Below are 17,562 nucleotides of genomic sequence, written 5' to 3' on the forward strand. Positions count from 1 at the left end.
TCATACTTATGTGTGTTGAGGTGATCTCCATCACGAATATTTGGGTTGCGAATATATATAGTCCGTGTTGAAAAAATGAGCTTAAACACTTGCTTATAACAATATGGACATATAAAAATGCATTACAAACTTAAGCTATTAGCCCTCGCTTTATCTGTTATCTCTCCTTTAACTTTCGCAGATGAAATTGAAAAGATCACCGTCCACGGTTTACAACATCATGACGATGGTACCTACACAAATGTCTACTTAGGCAGCGATGTTACGGTTATCAGTAATGAGATGATCCAGTCTGCTGGTGGCGTGGATATCAATAAGATCCTGAGTCAGTTCGTTCCGGGTTTGTTCGCTAATGGGCGGGCTGGGCGTCATACCGATACCGATTACTCGCTGCAAGGTAGCCGACCACAAGATATTCTTTGGCTGTTAGACGGTAATCGATTAAATAACCGCCTCTACGGCTCAACCTATACCGATAGCATCAATCCTATGATGATCGAACGTATAGAGGTGATTAAAGGCTCCCAGAGTGTGCTTTTTGGCTCTGAAGCGATTGCGGGGGTCATTAATATCATCACTAAAAGCTATCAAGGTAGCGATGCTGGAGAATTGAGCCTCGCCGCAGACACTTTGCCTAGCTATGACCTCTCTGGTTTTGTAAGCAGTGAAATCGACTCGTTTCAATTGAGTTTAGCGGCAAGCTCAAGTCAGTCTGAAGGTTATGCGCTCTGGCCCGATGAAGAGTACTCTCCAACAGCAGTGTTAGATAAAGAGCGCGGCTATCAAATGAATAACCTAAATGCCAAGCTTCGCTGGTCGCTCAGTGATGCTCAGCAGCTTACCGTTTTTGCCCAATATAGCGATGGACTGCTTGAGCGCCCCTTAGCCTATGACGCGATTTTAAGTGAGAATGACCGTAAGCAAACCATTGCCTATGCAGATTGGCAGCTACAAGTTTCTGAACAATTTCTGCTGCAAGCTAAGGTTAACTACCAGCACTGGGATTCGCACTACAGTGAAATAACCTTGGATGAGAAGGGGAACGCCGAGGTGACATACTGGCAGCAATATTGGGGTTTTAAAGATCTAGGAGCTTCGGTGACGGCGAATTATCAAACTGAGGCGGGAAGTCAGTGGATTTTTGGTGGTCAATATGAAGAGTTTGAAGGCGCCGATGAGGTGATGCTATTTACTGCAGAAAAAGACCAAAGCTACTCGTTATTTAGTCAGTACCAACCTGAGATCGATGCCTTGCCCGATACGCAGTTATCAGTTGGTGCTAGGGTTAATCATCTAGCAAACGATGAAACCATCTGGGTCGCTAATCTAGCCTTAACTCAGGATATTACTCAGCGGCTGCAGTTTAAGGCGAGCCTAGGTAATGGATATCGTCAACCTACCGCCTCAGAGCTCCACTCCCAAGTCGGAACGCTAGGTAATGCCGACCTTATAGCCGAAACGAGCAACAGCATTAATCTAGGTGTCCATTATCAAGGTGATATCTCTCTCACAGTTGATGGATTCTGGCGCAGTATCGATAACCTAATAGAGCCTCGCGCCATCACAGGGGCTGAATTTATCTACGATAATCTCGATGCCCGTGTTGAGAGTTATGGTATCGATCTACATCTTGTAACCGAGTTGTCGTCGCAGCTACTAATGGAGCTGAGTGGTAGTTATGCCTCTGCAGAACGGCAGGATACTGGGGAGCAGATTGAGCGGGTGCCTGAATATACCGGATTTGCGAAATTGAGCTACGATGTCAATGACGATATAGCTGTTTGGGTAAGCGGTCAGTATGTTGGTGAGTTTGTCGATTATGGCCTTATCGCGGGTGATTACCTACTAGCCAATGTCGGCATTCAAGCCTGGATAACAGAGCAGCAGGATCAACAACTCTCTCTTACTGTCGATAACTTGTTTGATAGTGAGGTGACCCAAAGTATTTTTAAGCACGGCCATAAAGCGCAGTACCCTATCGCCAGCTTAGGTGCCCCCCGCACATTGCAGCTGCAATATCGTTACCTATTTTAGTTTGGTCTGCCGCTGAGCGACTATCGGCTCGGCATGAAGGCGGGGTGAGCCTTTTGCAAACCCCTTACAAGTTCACCTCAGCTAGGGTGACAAAATCGAAAACTGGCAGATATTAACTATGCTTGTATTGTTTAAGTTAATTGTTTGACTGTGTTTTTGTATCAATTGCGTTAGTATGTCGTCCGTTACCTTTTAGCCATTAATCACTGATATCGGTTGGGAATACAGTTATATGCGGTTGAATATGATGCTTATCATCTAAACCATAGCAGAGTGTAATGGGCGAGATAGGTGAAACATGATGACAAAGTTAACACTCGTTTTGATTATTACCATACTCTTGTCGGCGGCCCTAGGGGCCCAGCCGTGGCAAGATAGCGATCTTGATGGCGTACCAGATCTGAAAGATGCTTGTGCGGCGACGCCGCCTAACACAGTGGTCGATGCCAATGGTTGTGAGAAAGCACTTGCCAATGAGCGAGGACTGACCCCGTCAATTGCTATCACGCCAGACTTATGTCTAAGGACGAACGGTGGCAAGCGATATCCTGCGGTATGTACAAAGCTGTCATCTATTGCGGTTAAGTTTGAGTTTGCCCGTGCAGATGTTCTACTCAGCCAGGCTCAGACGCTTGAGGTGATAGCGCGCTGGCTTAAATCGACTGGGGGGGATTTACTGCTCGTTGGTCATACGGATTCGGTAGGTAGCCCCGCTTATAATTTACAGCTGTCATTTGAGCGAGCGGAACAGGTTAAAAATGTATTAGTCGAGCAGTTTGGTTTGCTTGCGAGCAGATTTCAGGTGGTTGGTGTTGGCAGTGCAGAGCCTATCGCCGATAACCGAACTCGACAGGGGCGAGAGCAGAATCGTCGAGTCGAGTTTTTAGTTATTGTTCAATAGTTTTATCTTAAATTTGAGGGAGTATATAAATGGATAACTTGCAAGGTTTAATGGAGCAAGCACCAGAGTTAATCGTCACCTACGGCATGAAAGTACTGTTTGCGATTATCATATTTGTCATCGGTAAGTTCCTGTCGAAAGTCGCAAAAAAAATAACGACAAAAATACTCAACAAACGTAAGGTCGATACTACCGTTGTCTCGTTTGTTGCCAATATTGCTTGGGCATTGGTGTTTGTATTTACCATAGTGGCAACCCTTGGCCAAATTGGTGTGCAAACCGCATCGTTAGTGGCTGTAATTGGTGCTGCGGGCTTGGCAGTTGGCTTAGCGTTACAAGGTTCACTGTCTAACTTTGCTGCAGGCGTATTGATGGTGCTATTTAGACCATGCCGAGTCGGCGACTATGTGGAAGCTGCTGGGATTGCGGGGACGGTTGATGAAATCACAATCTTCTCAACGCGCTTACTGACTCCAGATAATAAGCTTGTTATTGCACCCAACTCAGCCATGATGAATGGCACAATCGTTAACTATTCAGCCATGGAGACGCGTCGCTTAGATTTGGTGATTGGGGTTTCTTATGATGCGAACTTAGCCGAGACCAAGAAGGTATTAACTCACATCCTCGATAACAGTCAGTATGTACTCAAAGACCCGGCCTACACAGTGGCTGTATCAGAATTGGCTGATTCGTCGGTGAACTTTGTGGTTCGCCCTTGGGTTAAAGGCGCAGATTACTGGCCAGCGCACTTTGAAATTCTAGAGCAAATTAAGAATGCCTTAGATGAAGCGGGAATTGGTATTCCATATCCGCAGATGGATCTCTATGTAAAAGAGACGCCAGCGGCTTAAGTTGAGCCATCTTCACTGGTCAGTAGGTAATAAAAAAGGTCGGCATATGCCGACCTTTTTCTCTCTTTCAAACTAGCATATTTAAAACTAGCTTAATGCGCGTTGTCTGATTGATATTGGTAATCAAACTTGGGCATAGACCATTTGTAGCGAATGGCTAGCATTCTAAAGCTAAAGCCAAACACTAGAGATATGGACAGATTAATCCATTCTGGGACGCCGTAAAACTTCATCGCCACATAGGCTGATGCAGTCAAAAGGGCAACCAAAGCATAGAGCTCTTTCTTAAAGATCAGCGGCACTTGGTTACAAAGAATATCTCTAATGACGCCGCCAAAGACACCCGTTACCACGCCCATCACTATCGCTATCTCGGGGCTAAAGCCTAGCACTAGCGTCTTTTGCGCGCCGATAATCGAAAATACCGCTAAGCCAACGGCGTCGATGGCTAAAAAAAGTTTAGACAGATGACGCATAACTGGCGCTATCATTACCGTCAGTAATGAGGCTGCAGCAATGGCAATCAAGTAATGGACATTTTCAATCCAAACTAATGGGTAGTTACCGAGTAAAATATCGCGCAACGTGCCACCACCTATCGCGGTAACGCAACCTATTATGACTACACCAAACAGGTCCATCTGTTTTTTACCTGCAGCCAGAGCACCTGTCATCGCCTCGGCAAGAATACCGATAAGCCACAAAAAGCCGATAACTTTAACTTCTAACATATTTTGCACTAGCTAAATAAAAGGAAGATGATTCTGCCTCTTTTTACGCCAAAAATACAATGATAAAAGCTATGTTTATTCATTATATTTTCTAATGCATTTTTTGTTGGCATTCTAATTTTACTGGCTATTGCTGGGTTTTGAGTGAGTTTTAAATTAGATTTATCCTTTAATTGTATTTATATTTGTTAAATTTACACGCTATACCTATAAGTTGTGCGTTACTTAGTGTTTTCTTATGTTTGTAAACTTTACATTTTGAACTGGTAGTTCATTACACTCCGCAGTAATATTGCCCTTTGTTTGATAATTCCAGAATTAGATACTTGAGGTTAACAATGATTGATTTTCGCAGTGATACGGTCACTAAGCCTACGGCAGCTATGCGCGTCGCGATTAGTCAGGCTGAAGTTGGGGATGATGTTTATGGCGATGACCCAAGTGTTAACTATCTTGAAGAGATGGCAGCTGAAATGTTTGGCTATGACAATGCACTATTTACCTCTTCAGGGACTCAAGCAAACTTGCTTGCATTAATGGGACATTGCGAGCGTGGTGACGAATATCTATGCGGCCAACAGGCACATAACTATAAGTTTGAGGGCGGCGGTGCGGCAGTGCTAGGCAGTATTCAGCCTCAACCTTTAACCAATCAGGCTGATGGCAGCATTCTTTTAAGCGATATCGAAGCTGCGATTAAACCTGACGATATCCACTTTGCACGTACACGTTTACTGAGCTTAGAAAACACCATCGGCGGTAAGATAGTGCCGCAGGAGTACTTGGCTTCGGCACAGGCATTAGCTTTCGAGCGCGGTTTGAAAATTCACCTCGATGGTGCACGCGTGGCTAACGCTGCAGTGGCGCAAAATATACCTATGACCGCCATTACTCAGTATTTTGACTCGGTATCTATCTGTCTTTCTAAGGGATTATGTGCCCCTGTAGGCTCAATACTATTGGGTGATGAACGCCTAATTACCAAGGCGAGACGCTGGCGTAAGGTATTAGGTGGCGGTATGCGTCAAGCTGGTATTCTAGCGTCTGCAGCTACGCTTGCGTTAACCGAACAGGTTGAGCGCTTAGCTGAGGATCACGATAATGCTGCTTATCTAGCTGCGGAGCTTGCAACTATTGAAGGCTTCGAGGTCGATATGTCACAAGTGCAGACCAATATGGTGTTTGCAGTGGTGAGTGACAAAATAGATACTAAAGCGCTCGCGCTTGAGCTAAAGGCTAAAGGTATTTTACTGAGCCCAGGTAAAACGATCCGCTTGGTGACTCATGCCGATATTTCTAGAGCCAATATCACGCACTTTATTAGCGAATTAAAGGGACTGCTAAAAGGCTGTTAATCCGCGATTACTTATCTTAAATATAAAAAACCTAGGCTAAGCCTAGGTTTTTGTTTTTAGTCACAAACTTGAGTTGGCAGTTATTATCAACCGGATTTAATCTTCGCTAAGATCTTCCTTGACTGATTTGACGGCATCTCTAGAGGCATGGCCAATGGCGCGGGTAGTGTCTCGAGTCGCATGACCAATATCTGTCGTCACTTCCTTCGTTGTGTGGCCAATTTGTCGTCCAGCGTCTTTTAGCTCTGCGCAGCCTGAGATCATTAAGCTACATAATAGTGCAGCAACTAAACTTATCTGTTTCATTGAGGAGTCGTCTCTTTCTTATCATATTGCTGACATAGTGCCAGTATTGTTTAAATTGCGCTAGGGCAGAACATCACGTTATCAAAATCCAAATACCTATATTTGTGTTTGCCTTTGAATAAAGGTTAGTTGGCCTTTGAATGAAGGCTGGTTACATTTTGTTTTGTTCGGTGTTATATGGCTGTGAGTACTAAATTGATGCTTTAGAGTTATTAATCGCCTCCAGCGGGGTATGTGCAGATACTGCTGTGACATGCAGCAAGTCCGTCCTTGGAAGCTCGACCATGACGTCCATGTCATGGACGGTCACGGCCGCATCTACACTGGATAATTGGTGCATTTATTTAGCCGTGGTGGTTCGATTTCTAACTTGGAAATGCCCCAAAGTGTGTTTACCTTTGAATAAAGGTGAACCTAATCGCCTGCAGCGGGCATATGTGCAGACACTGCCGTGACACGCTGCAAGTCCGTCCTTGGAAGCTCGGCCATGACGTCCATGTCATGGACGGTCACGGCCGCATCTACATTGGATAATTGGTGCATTTATTTAGCCGTGGTGGTTCGGTTTCAAACTTGGAAATGCCCCAAAGTTGGTTTGCCTTGGAACTATCAAGCTTCGCTTGACCAAAGTCGTGGCGCTTCGCCCACACCCGAGCCAAGGGGGAAAGCGCTTGTCCCCCTTAACAAACCCTCAGCGCCCCGACGGAGTTACATGCATTAGATAGTGCCTCACTCATTTTCGAAAATCACTATCGCCTCATATTCGCCGTCCATGGCTCATCTAAGGCTACCTTGGCATCCATGCCTCGCTCACGTGATTTGTCTTCAATGACCTCGGCAACTCCGATGGGGGATTGGTGTTTTCTGCATGTGTCGTAACTTACTTTTGCCCCAAAGTGAGTTTCGCAGTTCAAAAGGTAAATAGGGCGAGTATAGCTTTGTCTATAGGAAAGCTAATCTGAAAGGCACTTACTCAAAATAGTCACGTTCAATCGTGAAGTGCACAATCTAGAAGATATGCCTTTCTCGTCTTTTTAAATTAAGGCATATTTTTAGCTTTGTATAAATCCCTTGATTGTCACGTGAATTAAAGGTTAGAAGTCGCTGATACAAGCATGCCCAATAACCTGAGTGATCGAGCATGGATATTTCTAGTTAGCCTGAGAACTAACAATAGTCCTTAGTAACAGTTCTTAGGGTTTTTACTTGGAATAAGCCGTTATAATAAATCGCTGGAATTAGAGATTGTACTTAGCTTTAACCTGTTCGATTAGCTCAGCCCATTGAGAATGCTTTTGCAAACTTTGCTGTAGATCGCCCCATTCCATCATCGTGTCTTCCATAGACACCTTATTACCAATACGTAGCTGATCTAGATAGGCGAAAGCCGAGGCGCGATAATTAGCCATGCAGTGGATAATTATGTCTTTGTCACGGTTCTTGTCCATCACCTCGAAGAAAGCTTCCACCTGCTCAACTTTTGGATTTATCCAATCGACTGGAATGTAGACATATTCCATTCCTGCATCGGTAACCAGTTTGGCTTCATCCGCGTGAGAATCCTTTTGCTCATCAGGCATTAGGTTAATCACCAACTGTACACCTGCTTTACTTAGAGTGTTAAACTGTGTTTCTGTAGGTAAACCTGCGGTTAAAATCTTAGAGTTGAGCTGCTGATAATCTTTAATCTCATTTAACTCTGGCAACGGGGTGATGTTAGCATGGCTAAAGCCAGTAAATAGTAATAAAGAGAGTAGCGTTGATTTTTTCATTTTTTATTCCAGGAATTAATTTGCTAAATAAGGCATTCAATCAAGAGTATTAGTTCACTAGGATTTTAAAATGTTTGAGATAACACCCAAACAAAGACCTTTGCATTCAAGATCACCATTAAATCCGTACAGTTAAACTCGTATTACATGTATAAAGTCGAAAGGCTAGTCAGTCACCACAGTGATAAGATATCAGACTTAGTAGAGAGGGGCGGAGTGCAGATTGAGTATTACAAAACGTCTAACGGTATAAAAACGATGTTAGGAAATTTTGACCCATAAACCGAATAAGACGTTATCGAGCATCCAGTTGTAATACATTTTTTAATGTCAGAAGTGGCTTTTAGAGCCTTAACTTTAACTTGTTTCTGTCCATAAACGAGCTAGGGTTTTAGCCATAACTCTGTGATCACCAAGCGATTATGTCGTATCTTAACTACCAACCGATTTTGTCGGTTTGCTAATTACCAAGGGAAAATGACGGATCCATTTTTATACATAATCCTTTAATAGTTTTAATTACTATTTAGGGGTTATTAAGGATGATCATCATGGATTCTCGCTCTCAACTTATCGTTGATGTGATCGCCAAAGTCACCCAAGGTAAGATCAGCATCAACAGTGCCTCTCAGCTCCTCAATAAATCCCGTCGAACAATTGAACGTTACCTCAGTCGTTATCGGGCTGAAGGTATCCGCTTTATCGTGCATGGTAATAAAGGTCGTGCACCCATCAATAGAACGCCTGAGTCATTGAAAAAACAGGTGCTACACCTCATTCAAACCAAGTATTACGACTTCAATTTACAGCATCTTGCCGAATTGCTCGCTGAAAATGAAGGACTGAGCATTAAGCGTGAAACATTGCGAGGTTGGGCTCACGAGATTAAACATGTTAAACGAGCCAAACGTCGACGCAGTCAAGTAAGAAAGTACAGAGAGCGTATGGAATCACCTGGGCTAATGCTGCAAATGGATGGTAGCCCTCATCGTTGGTTTGGTGATAGTCGATCGTGTTTGATTGCCATTATCGATGACGCAACGAGTGATATCCATGCTGAGTTTTACCCTTCAGAAACGACGGAAGGTTGCATGAAAGTCATGAAGGCTTACATCGAGAAGCGAGGACTCTTTAAGACGCTTTACGTCGACCGAGCAGGTATTTTTGGTGGTCCCAAGCGCTGTCACTTCTCTCAGATGCAACGTGCTTGTGAGGAGTTAGGGATCGAAATCATCTTCGCCAATTCTCCACAAGGAAAAGGTCGAGTTGAACGCTGTTTTGATACGTTCCAAGACCGACTGGTTCCTGAGCTTAGGCTTCACAATATCACCGATATGCACAGTGCGAATGAGTATCTTCAGAAGGTGTTTATCCCCATATATTGGCAACAGAAAATAACCGTGAAAGCGAAAAGTAAGTTGTCAGCCTTCAAAGCCGTTCCTGAGCATATCGACTTAGATACTATCTGTGTGTACAAGGAATATCGGAAGGTACGACGAGACCATACCTTTAGTTATAACAACAAGATGTACGTTATCGACTCGCCAATTCGATATTCTATCGTCAATCAAAAGCTTGAAATTCGCAGTCAGTTTGATGGGACATTTTCGGTTTATTTTGGCCATAGAAAACTTCATATAACAGAGCTAGAAGAACCACCAAGAGGCTCTGAGTTCGGAATGGAGGTTCAGCGTAAGTTGGATGTGATCGAGCTAGCCCAAACCTTAGGTAGCGTGACCAAAGCTGCTCAAGTTGCGGGGTGCTCTCGGCAAAGTATCTATACCTATCAAAAGGTGCTGGAAGAAGAGGGTGTGCTGGGGCTTAAACGTATCAACAAGCCCTTAAAAAGAAACAAAAATCGCATTCCTCAGGTGACAGAAGAGAAAATCGTCAAGCTGACACTCAACAATCCATATCGTACTTCCCTTCAACTAATGACTGAGCTTAAAAGGGATCACAACATCACAGTAAGCAGTGCCACGATCCGAAATATCTGGAAGCGTGAGGTGATGAATACCAGAGAGCTTCGAGTTAAACGAGCTGCATCCCTAAATAAGGAAATCTAGCATGATAGGCTAGACTATATAGTGAACGACAAAGTCGCTTGGCTTTTATTCCGTCAGGCTCCCTCGGTAATCACAGTTTTAGCCATAACTCTAAATATTAAAGATTGTGCTTTTCTAACTCGGTGTAGATACGGCTGAGGCCTTTGATGGCATGGATGCCATCGTAGAGCTCACAGGGACGTGCTTGCAGCGTGTCTCAGAAGTGTCTGCACATGCGCTGGCCGCAGGCCATTGGAACCACTTTTGTTGGATGCCACTCTTAGCCAAAAATATATCGATTCTTTGAGGGCTTTATCATCAAACGAAGTTTGATTTGGCTTTTAGGTGTAGCAGAGCTGCAAGTTCCAATAAACTTTTGTTTAAAGTTTAGGAAAACTGAGCAAGCCAACTCAATTTGGCAGAAAATGTTGCTGGTGCTAAACCAGACTACCAGCAACATTCACAAAGCTTATTAGTGTAGCTTCAAATGTGGGTGTACGATTCGACTGATCCCTTTGGCAAACATAAGCAGGGTGCCTTTAATTGGGCCGTGTAGCTCGATAAGGTGTCTTCTATAGAGTGAGGTATAGACGAAGCGAGCAATCTTACCTTCGACCATTATGCCACCACCGATGAATGACATGAGATTACCGACCGTGTGGAATTTTGATAAATTGACCAAGGCGCCTAAATCTTTATAGACATAATTGTTTGAGGCGGGTTTTCCTGCTAGCAATAACTTAATATTATCAGCAGTCATTAATGCCATCTGGCGTGCAGATTGGCCGCGTGGTGGAACCCAGCTACCATCTTCTTGTGGGCACGCTGCGCAGTCACCGATAGCTAAAATGGCTGGATCGCGGGTGGTCTGCATATTTTGTTGTACCATTACCTGATTGATATGGTTACTCTCAAGGCCGCCGATCTCTTTTAAGAAGTCAGGAGCTTTAACACCTGTCGACCAGATCACCATATCTGACTGAATAAATTCGCCTTCAGAGGTGTGTAGGCCTTCTTCTGTGACTTGATTAATACGCGTGCTGGTCATCACTTTCACGCCAATAGAGGTTAACTCCTTAGCGACAGAGGCCGAGATCTCCTCTTTCTCGACCTTCGGAAGAATGCGTTCATCGGCTTCGATAAGGGTTATTTCCAATAGACTGCTATCGATTTTATAACCGAAGCCGCGTAGTTGTTCGACCGCATGGTGCATCTCAGCCGACATCTCGACACCGGTTGCACCTGCACCCACGACGGCAATTTTGATTTTATCATCGAGCTGATGGTGGCTAGCATAGCGCATGAATTTATTCAGTAGCATGGTGCGAATTTCCATCGCCTGTTCGGTGCTATCTAAAAATACACAGTGCTCACGTACGCCAGTAATATTAAAGTCATTGGCGATACTACCAATGGCAATAACTAAGTAGTCATAATCGATGCGGCGTGCAGGGAGTAATTCACGACCTTTATCATCGTTAATTGGCGCTAAAATAACTTGCTTAGCTTCTCTATCGATATCAGTCATCGCACCTTGCTGGAAATGGTAACCATGGCTTGCGGCATGACCGCGATAGCTGATCGCATCGATACCAATGTCTAGTGCTCCAGTAGCAACCTCATGCAGTAGTGGTTTCCAAATATGGCTCTCGGCGCAGTCAATTAAGGTGACCCTGGCTTTGCCTTTACGCCCTAATTGGTGACCGAGCTTTGTTGCTATCTCCATTCCACCTGCGCCACCACCAACGATGACAATATTGGCCATTTCATGCATGAGCTTTATAATCCTTAAGTCGATAAAACTGTAAAATAAATATAGGTATTAGCCTGTTGTGACGCTCAAACACAGTTAATTTCACTCTGGTCATCAATTGTTCTACATAGAGAATAGCTACCACAAAGAAGCCTGAAAAGTGTAGCAGTAGATATGAAAAACGGCAATTAGACGCTTTGCTAGCCTGAAAACCTAAGTAATCCCAAAGTGTAGGCTTATCATATTGAAATTTAAGGTTATTGTGTTTTTTGTTGAAAATTTTTACAAACACGGGAATTAAGAGGTTGTAGGGGAAGTGTGAGCTAAATATAAGGTATAAAGTGAAAAGTGTGACCTAGGTCCGTTTAAACGTGTAAAGATAAAAAGCGGCATGCTCTATGGGCTAAAGCATGCCGACTATGATTAAAGCTTACTTAAGCGAGACTTATAGTCTTCGATAACATGTTCCATGATCTCTTGTACTGATACATCTTTGGTTTTGTTATCCATAAACACTTTAAAGGTCACCAACGCATGTTTGTCATCATTTAGGCGACTATTTTGCATCGCGAAGTAGGCTTGCTCCTGTTCGCATTCTCTAACAACATACCCATCATGTTCAAACAGTCGGTTGCCAGAATGGCCGTGCCACTTAGTAATTCTGTCTAGTGCGATTTCGCAAGAGCGGTTTAACTCAATATGATTGCGCCAGCTTGTTGGGTGAGCGGGATCCTTAACTTGAGGGCATCGGACTGTGTAGTTGTATACATGAGAGATTGCTGTCATAAATTACCTACCTGTTCGCTGTGACTAATACCATCTTAGGCATTGTTTTTTATCTTGGTCAACCACGTGTGTGGTTTGAGCGTACTTTATATGTAGTTCGAGCAAAAATGGGCTAACTAAATATCTACTATTCTATAGCGCTTTAATATAACGCCAAGTTAACACTTTAGTTGCTGTACCTATTGTTTACCATGACATTCAGTTCAATATCCTTGTTCCAGATCGCACTTTTGTCGATAGAGGTAAGCTCATTAGTGGCTTCGGCTAATAAAGCATCAGTTTAAGTGCTCTGCTTGGTTTAGTTTGATGAGGGACGAAGTTGACGGTTATAGGCTGAATCGTTCTTTAATGTTAATGGTTATGACGCTTTATGGATAAAAGGTTTCATTTGTTGATTGGTTAAGCTTATAATTTCAGAACAAAAATAAAGCACATATCCTATTTATCAGGAGGCTTAAATGGCCGGTTCATCAGTTTCAAAAATTAAGTTGTGGATGTTAGTTTTTAGCGCCACGGCAATGTCAGCCTGTGGTGATGCGCCAGCACCGCAACAAGCTATGCTGCCAAGCGTTATTGTCAACACAGCTCATACAGAGCTGATCACGCCCAAATCTGAAATTGTCGGCCGTACACAGGCATCTGAAGATGTGATTATCAAGTCGCAAATTCATGGCCAGTTGCTCAAACGTACTTTCGTTGAAGGTGATGATATTACCGCTGGCGATCTATTGTTTGAAATCGATCCATCTACTTATAAAGCTGAGTTAGCACAGCAAAATGCAGTATTAAAGCAAGCTGTTGCATCAAGGGATGTGGCGGTGATGAACTGGGAACGTGGACGCCGATTATTGCCTGATGGCATGATCAGTGCGCAGGATATGGATGAGCTAACTAGCCGTAAACTCACCACTGCCGCAGGAGTCGTACAAGCCGAAGCCGCCGTGCAAGCTGCAGAGCTGCAATTAAGTTATACCAAGGTATATGCGCCAATATCAGGCCGGATCAGTCACTCAAAGGTGAGTACCGGTGATATCATTACACCACAATCAGAAATGGCAAGCCTAGTGCAGCTTCAGCCTATGTGGGTAAGCTTTCAAGTTGCAGAAAAAAAGCTGATTTCAGCCCAACAAAACTTTTCTAAGGCTGTCGAAAAAGACGTTAAAATTACCGATATTGTCATGCGCCTTCGTCTACCGAACGGCACCATGTTTGATGAGGTTGGTTATATCGACTTTATTGGTAACCGAGTCGATGCCGCAACAGGTACCTTGCCTGTTCGCGCTACATTTAAAAATGATGACAAGCTGATGCTTCCAGGCTTGTTTGTCACTCTAGTGATTGAATCCCCCATTACTGAAAATGCACTACTTATTCCTCAAGCTGCGGTGCAGGAAGATCAACAAGGCCGTTTCGTGATGGTGCTTAATGATCAAGATGAAGTACAGAAACGTATCGTCGAACTGGGCGACCGTTTCGGTGTTGAGTGGCGTGTGCTCAGTGGTCTAGAGGATGGTGAACGCATTGTGGTGGAGGGGTTACAGAAAATTCGTCCAGGTATGAAAGTGAACCCAGTAGAGCAAGAAGTGGTGCCTTTCAAAGAAGATGAAAAATCATAGTCGGAGCAGTCAAGATGAATGAGTTTTTTATTAGAGCTGAAGACCTAAGTTTCCCCGTTTTGGCTAAGCCTTTGTATAACGAGGAATGTCATGATGAGTAAGTTTTTTATTAGAACAGAAGCTCTAAGTTTGCTGGTTGTGACTAAGCCTTTGTTGAACAGGGGAATGTCATGATTAGTGATTTTTTTATTAATAGGCCTAAGTTTGCCTTTGTTATCTCAACCGTTTTGACCTTGGTTGGCTTGATCGCTATTCCAGTGTTATCGGTTTCAGAATTTCCAGAAATTGCGCCACCTCAGGTGAGCGTTTCAACTAGTTACTCTGGTGCCAGCGCCGATATTGTTAAAGACACCATAGCGCAACCATTAGAAGCCGAAGTTAACGGCGTCGAAGGCATGCTGTATATGGAGTCAAAAAGTGCTAACGACGGTAGCTACTCGCTAAATGTGACCTTTGAGGTTGGTACCGATGCCGATATGGCTCAGGTGAAGGTACAAAACCGAGTGCAGCAGGCCATGCCGCGTCTACCTGAAGAGGTGAAGCGTCAAGGGGTTAAAGTCGAAAAACAAAGCCCTAACATGCTGATGGTGGTCAACCTAGTTTCACCTAATGAAACTTTTGATTCTCTGTTTATTACTAACTATGCTGGCTTAAACGTTAAAGACGCACTGGCCCGTCAGTATGGTGTGTCTAAGGTGCAAGTCATTGGTGCACTGGATTACGCTATGCGTATTTGGCTCGATCCAGATAAGATGGCAAGTCTTGGGGTAACAGCAACGGATGTAATTGCTGCGCTGCAAGAACAAAATATTCAAGTGGCTGCTGGCCGAATTGGCGCCGCACCAGTCGATCCAGAGCAACAATTTCAGTACACATTGCAGACCAAAGGTCGCCTTAAAGATCCTAAAGAGTTTTATGATGTGATGATCCGGGCTAATAATGATGGCTCTAAAGTCGTTGTTGGCGATGTCGCACGAGTTGAGCTTGGCTCCCAAACCTATGATGCTCAAGGTAAGCTAAATAACAAACCTTCGGCGATTATCGCTATCTATCAGTCACCCGATGCGAATGCATTAGAAGTCGGTAAAGCCATTAAGGCCGAAATGGAAAACCTGTCTGAGCGTTTTCCAAACGATCTAGAATATGAAGTTCTATACGATACAACTGAGTTTGTTGAAACCTCAATTAAAGAGGTGGTGCAAACTCTGTTTATCTCTATTTCACTGGTGGTCTTGGTTGTATTTATTTTCTTACAGGACGTGCGTTCAACATTAGTGCCTGCGATTGCTATTCCTGTTTCGCTTATCGGTACATTTGCCTTCTTGCTTGCTTTTGATATGAGCATCAATACCGTCTCTCTGTTTGCACTGATCCTCGCAATTGGTATCGTGGTGGACGATGCGATTGTAGTGGTGGAGAACGTTACACGTCTGATGCAAGATGAAGGATTATCGCCAAAAGAGGCGACCTCTAAGGCGATGAAAGAGGTCACTGGGCCGATTATTGCGACGACTTTGGTATTGCTTGCGGTATTTGCACCAACGGCGGTCATGCCGGGGATCACAGGGCAGATGTATGCTCAGTTTTCTGTGACCATCTGTATTTCTGTACTGATCTCTTCAATTAACGCACTAACCTTAAGCCCAGCGCTTTGTGCATCATTACTACGCCCGCCTAAGACACACACCAAGGGTTTTCATGCAGTCTTTAATAAGTACTTTGAACGATTTACTGGCAAGTATATGAAGCTAGTGTCGTTGCTGACACGTAAGTTAGCTATCGTCGGTGTTGTGTATATTTGTCTAATTGTTGTCACTGGTGGGGTTGCCAAAATCTTACCGTCGGGCTTTGTGCCGATGGAAGACAAGAAAGCCTTTATGGTGGATATTCAGCTACCCGATGGCGCATCACTTAACCGTACCGAAGACGTGATGCGAGAGCTGGTTGAACTAACACTTGCCGAACCTGGTGTGGAGAATGTGATTCATGCCAGTGGCTTTAGTATTTTAACCGGTTCAGTATCATCAAATGGTGGTTTGATGATTGTTACTCTGTCGACCTGGAGTGAACGTGAATCTCCCGACATGGTTGAGTCGGCGATTGTGGCTAAGTTGCAAGCTAAATATGCGGCCAATCCTGCAGTGAAGGCGATGGCATTCTCACTGCCGCCAATTCCAGGGGTAGGTAGTGTTGGTGGCTTTGAGTTTGTATTGCAAGACACTCAAGGCCGTACACCACAAGAGTTGGCTTCTGTGATGCGCGCCTTGATTATGAAGGCCAATGAACAACCAGAAATTGCCATGGCCTTTAGTAACTTCCGCGCCGATGTGCCGCAAATGTTTGTCGATGTCGACAGGGATAAAGCTAAAGCACTTGGGATCTCGTTAAATGAGATCTTCTCGACCATGCAAACTATGCTTGGCTCTATGTACGTCAATGATTTTAACCGTTTTGGTAAGGTATTTAGGGTTATCTTGCAGGCGGAATCTGAGTATCGTAATTCCGACAGAGATATCTCGCGCTTCTACGTCCGCTCTAACACCGGTGAGATGGTGCCATTAAGTACTTTGGTGACAGTGACGCCAATTTTGGGGCCTGACGTGATGAATAACTACAACATGTTTAGTTCCACAACTATCAATGGCTTCCCCGCTCCCGGCTTTAGTTCGGGTGATGCAATTACTGCGATGGAGCGTGCTGCCAATGAATCACTTCCGGCAGGATATACCTTCGAGTGGACAGGGCAAACCTATCAAGAGATCAAAGCGGGTAATCTAGCGCCGCTTATTTTCTCGTTGGCATTAGTGTTTACTTACCTGTTCTTAGTGGCGCAGTACGAGAGTTGGACGATTCCATTTGCCGTTATTCTCGCAGTACCTATTGCGGTACTGGGGGCATTTCTCAACATCTTGCTCGTTGGGTCGGATTTAAACCTCTATGCCCAGATTGGTCTGGTGCTGCTTATCGGCCTCGCCTGTAAGAATGCCATCTTGATTGTTGAGTTTGCTAAACAATTGCACGAAGAGGGTAAGAGTATCCTTGACGCTGCGCAGACGGCGGCAAGGCTGCGTTTTCGTGCGGTGCTGATGACGGCTTTTTCTTTCCTATTGGGGGTGTTGCCTTTAGTTATCGCTACAGGCGCGGGGGCGGGGAGTCGCCGTGCCCTTGGTTACTCGGTGTTTGGCGGTATGTTAGCGGCCACTATCGTAGGTACCCTGCTGGTACCAGTGTTTTACGTAATCATGCAAAAAATGCGTGAAAAGGCGAAAGGCTTGCCTAAAGAGTCCGAGCAACCTCAGGAGCAAGAGCCGAAAGAAGCGAGTCACTAGAGCGTTACTGTACTGTTATCTTGTTGAGTAAGCTAAAGGTCTGCTTTGATAGCAGGCCTTTTTTATGCCAGAGATCGACT

Annotated in this window: 12 protein-coding genes; 7 read left to right on the forward strand and 5 right to left on the reverse strand. The window is 44.4% G+C overall.

Annotated features, from left to right (window positions below; all coding sequences use genetic code 11):
* Positions 1-117: 117 nt before the first annotated feature.
* From SHAL_RS06030 to SHAL_RS06040, 3 genes are all read left to right on the forward strand, one after another.
* Positions 118-2,034 (forward strand): TonB-dependent receptor plug domain-containing protein, encoded by a 1,917-nt coding sequence (locus tag SHAL_RS06030; RefSeq protein WP_012276294.1) that lies wholly within the window; start codon positions 118-120, stop codon positions 2,032-2,034.
* 298 nt (positions 2,035-2,332) lie between these two features.
* Entirely contained in the window at positions 2,333-2,935 is a 603-nt protein-coding gene (locus SHAL_RS06035; protein WP_150102063.1) for an OmpA family protein, read from the forward strand.
* 29 nt (positions 2,936-2,964) lie between these two features.
* Complete coding sequence (locus SHAL_RS06040) at positions 2,965-3,789, forward strand: mechanosensitive ion channel family protein (RefSeq protein WP_012276296.1); 825 nt, start codon at positions 2,965-2,967, stop codon at positions 3,787-3,789.
* Positions 3,790-3,881: 92 nt separating this feature from the next.
* Here the strand turns inward: SHAL_RS06040 and SHAL_RS06045 are convergent, their stop codons facing one another.
* Entirely contained in the window at positions 3,882-4,520 is a 639-nt protein-coding gene (locus tag SHAL_RS06045) for a trimeric intracellular cation channel family protein (protein ID WP_012276297.1), read from the reverse strand.
* 338 nt (positions 4,521-4,858) lie between these two features.
* Here SHAL_RS06045 and ltaE point away from each other — a divergent pair, with 338 nt between their 5' ends.
* Positions 4,859-5,875 carry a low-specificity L-threonine aldolase gene (ltaE, locus tag SHAL_RS06050; protein WP_012276298.1) on the forward strand — a complete coding sequence of 339 codons (1,017 nt, stop codon included), beginning with the start codon at positions 4,859-4,861 and terminating at the stop codon, positions 5,873-5,875.
* A 96-nt stretch (positions 5,876-5,971) separates the two neighbouring features.
* Here ltaE and SHAL_RS06055 read toward each other — a convergent pair whose 3' ends face one another.
* Positions 5,972-6,181: a hypothetical protein gene (locus tag SHAL_RS06055; protein WP_012276299.1), complete on the reverse strand. Its 210-nt coding sequence runs from the start codon at positions 6,179-6,181 to the stop codon at positions 5,972-5,974.
* Between the two features lie 1,238 nt (positions 6,182-7,419).
* Positions 7,420-7,953: a protein tyrosine phosphatase family protein gene (locus SHAL_RS06060; protein ID WP_012276300.1), complete on the reverse strand. Its 534-nt coding sequence runs from the start codon at positions 7,951-7,953 to the stop codon at positions 7,420-7,422.
* 542 nt (positions 7,954-8,495) lie between these two features.
* On the opposite strand from SHAL_RS06060, the gene SHAL_RS06065 reads away from it, so the two are divergent.
* On the forward strand, positions 8,496-10,019 hold the full coding sequence (locus tag SHAL_RS06065) for an ISNCY-like element ISShha1 family transposase (RefSeq protein ID WP_012276301.1): 1,524 nt from the start codon (positions 8,496-8,498) through the stop codon (positions 10,017-10,019).
* A gap of 451 nt (positions 10,020-10,470) precedes the next feature.
* Here the strand turns inward: SHAL_RS06065 and SHAL_RS06070 are convergent, their stop codons facing one another.
* Together SHAL_RS06070 and SHAL_RS06075 are read right to left on the reverse strand one after the other, a co-directional pair.
* On the reverse strand, positions 10,471-11,772 hold the full coding sequence (locus SHAL_RS06070) for an NAD(P)/FAD-dependent oxidoreductase (protein WP_012276302.1): 1,302 nt from the start codon (positions 11,770-11,772) through the stop codon (positions 10,471-10,473).
* Positions 11,773-12,174: 402 nt separating this feature from the next.
* A complete protein-coding gene (locus tag SHAL_RS06075; RefSeq protein WP_012276304.1) occupies positions 12,175-12,537 on the reverse strand; it encodes a hypothetical protein in 363 nt (120 codons plus the stop codon).
* A 458-nt stretch (positions 12,538-12,995) separates the two neighbouring features.
* On the opposite strand from SHAL_RS06075, the gene SHAL_RS06080 reads away from it, so the two are divergent.
* Both SHAL_RS06080 and SHAL_RS06085 read left to right on the forward strand, forming a co-directional pair.
* A complete protein-coding gene (locus tag SHAL_RS06080; RefSeq protein WP_012276305.1) occupies positions 12,996-14,153 on the forward strand; it encodes an efflux RND transporter periplasmic adaptor subunit in 1,158 nt (385 codons plus the stop codon).
* A 170-nt stretch (positions 14,154-14,323) separates the two neighbouring features.
* Entirely contained in the window at positions 14,324-17,482 is a 3,159-nt protein-coding gene (locus SHAL_RS06085) for an efflux RND transporter permease subunit (RefSeq protein ID WP_012276306.1), read from the forward strand.
* Positions 17,483-17,562 lie beyond the last annotated feature (80 nt).

This window comes from Shewanella halifaxensis HAW-EB4, assembly GCF_000019185.1.
GTDB lineage: Bacteria > Pseudomonadota > Gammaproteobacteria > Enterobacterales > Shewanellaceae > Shewanella > Shewanella halifaxensis.

What these genes read in the sequence shown, in the direction of transcription:
- SHAL_RS06065 (WP_012276301.1), top strand. Translation starts at nt 8,496, where the DNA reads ATGATCATCATGGATTCTCGCTCTCAACTTATCGTTGATGTGATCGCC.
- SHAL_RS06060 (WP_012276300.1), bottom strand. Translation starts at nt 7,953, where the DNA reads ATGAAAAAATCAACGCTACTCTCTTTATTACTATTTACTGGCTTTAGC.
- ltaE (WP_012276298.1), top strand. Translation starts at nt 4,859, where the DNA reads ATGATTGATTTTCGCAGTGATACGGTCACTAAGCCTACGGCAGCTATG.
- SHAL_RS06055 (WP_012276299.1), bottom strand. Translation starts at nt 6,181, where the DNA reads ATGAAACAGATAAGTTTAGTTGCTGCACTATTATGTAGCTTAATGATC.
- SHAL_RS06080 (WP_012276305.1), top strand. Translation starts at nt 12,996, where the DNA reads ATGGCCGGTTCATCAGTTTCAAAAATTAAGTTGTGGATGTTAGTTTTT.
- SHAL_RS06035 (WP_150102063.1), top strand. Translation starts at nt 2,333, where the DNA reads ATGATGACAAAGTTAACACTCGTTTTGATTATTACCATACTCTTGTCG.
- SHAL_RS06040 (WP_012276296.1), top strand. Translation starts at nt 2,965, where the DNA reads ATGGATAACTTGCAAGGTTTAATGGAGCAAGCACCAGAGTTAATCGTC.
- SHAL_RS06075 (WP_012276304.1), bottom strand. Translation starts at nt 12,537, where the DNA reads ATGACAGCAATCTCTCATGTATACAACTACACAGTCCGATGCCCTCAA.
- SHAL_RS06045 (WP_012276297.1), bottom strand. Translation starts at nt 4,520, where the DNA reads ATGTTAGAAGTTAAAGTTATCGGCTTTTTGTGGCTTATCGGTATTCTT.
- SHAL_RS06085 (WP_012276306.1), top strand. Translation starts at nt 14,324, where the DNA reads ATGATTAGTGATTTTTTTATTAATAGGCCTAAGTTTGCCTTTGTTATC.
- SHAL_RS06070 (WP_012276302.1), bottom strand. Translation starts at nt 11,772, where the DNA reads ATGCATGAAATGGCCAATATTGTCATCGTTGGTGGTGGCGCAGGTGGA.
- SHAL_RS06030 (WP_012276294.1), top strand. Translation starts at nt 118, where the DNA reads ATGCATTACAAACTTAAGCTATTAGCCCTCGCTTTATCTGTTATCTCT.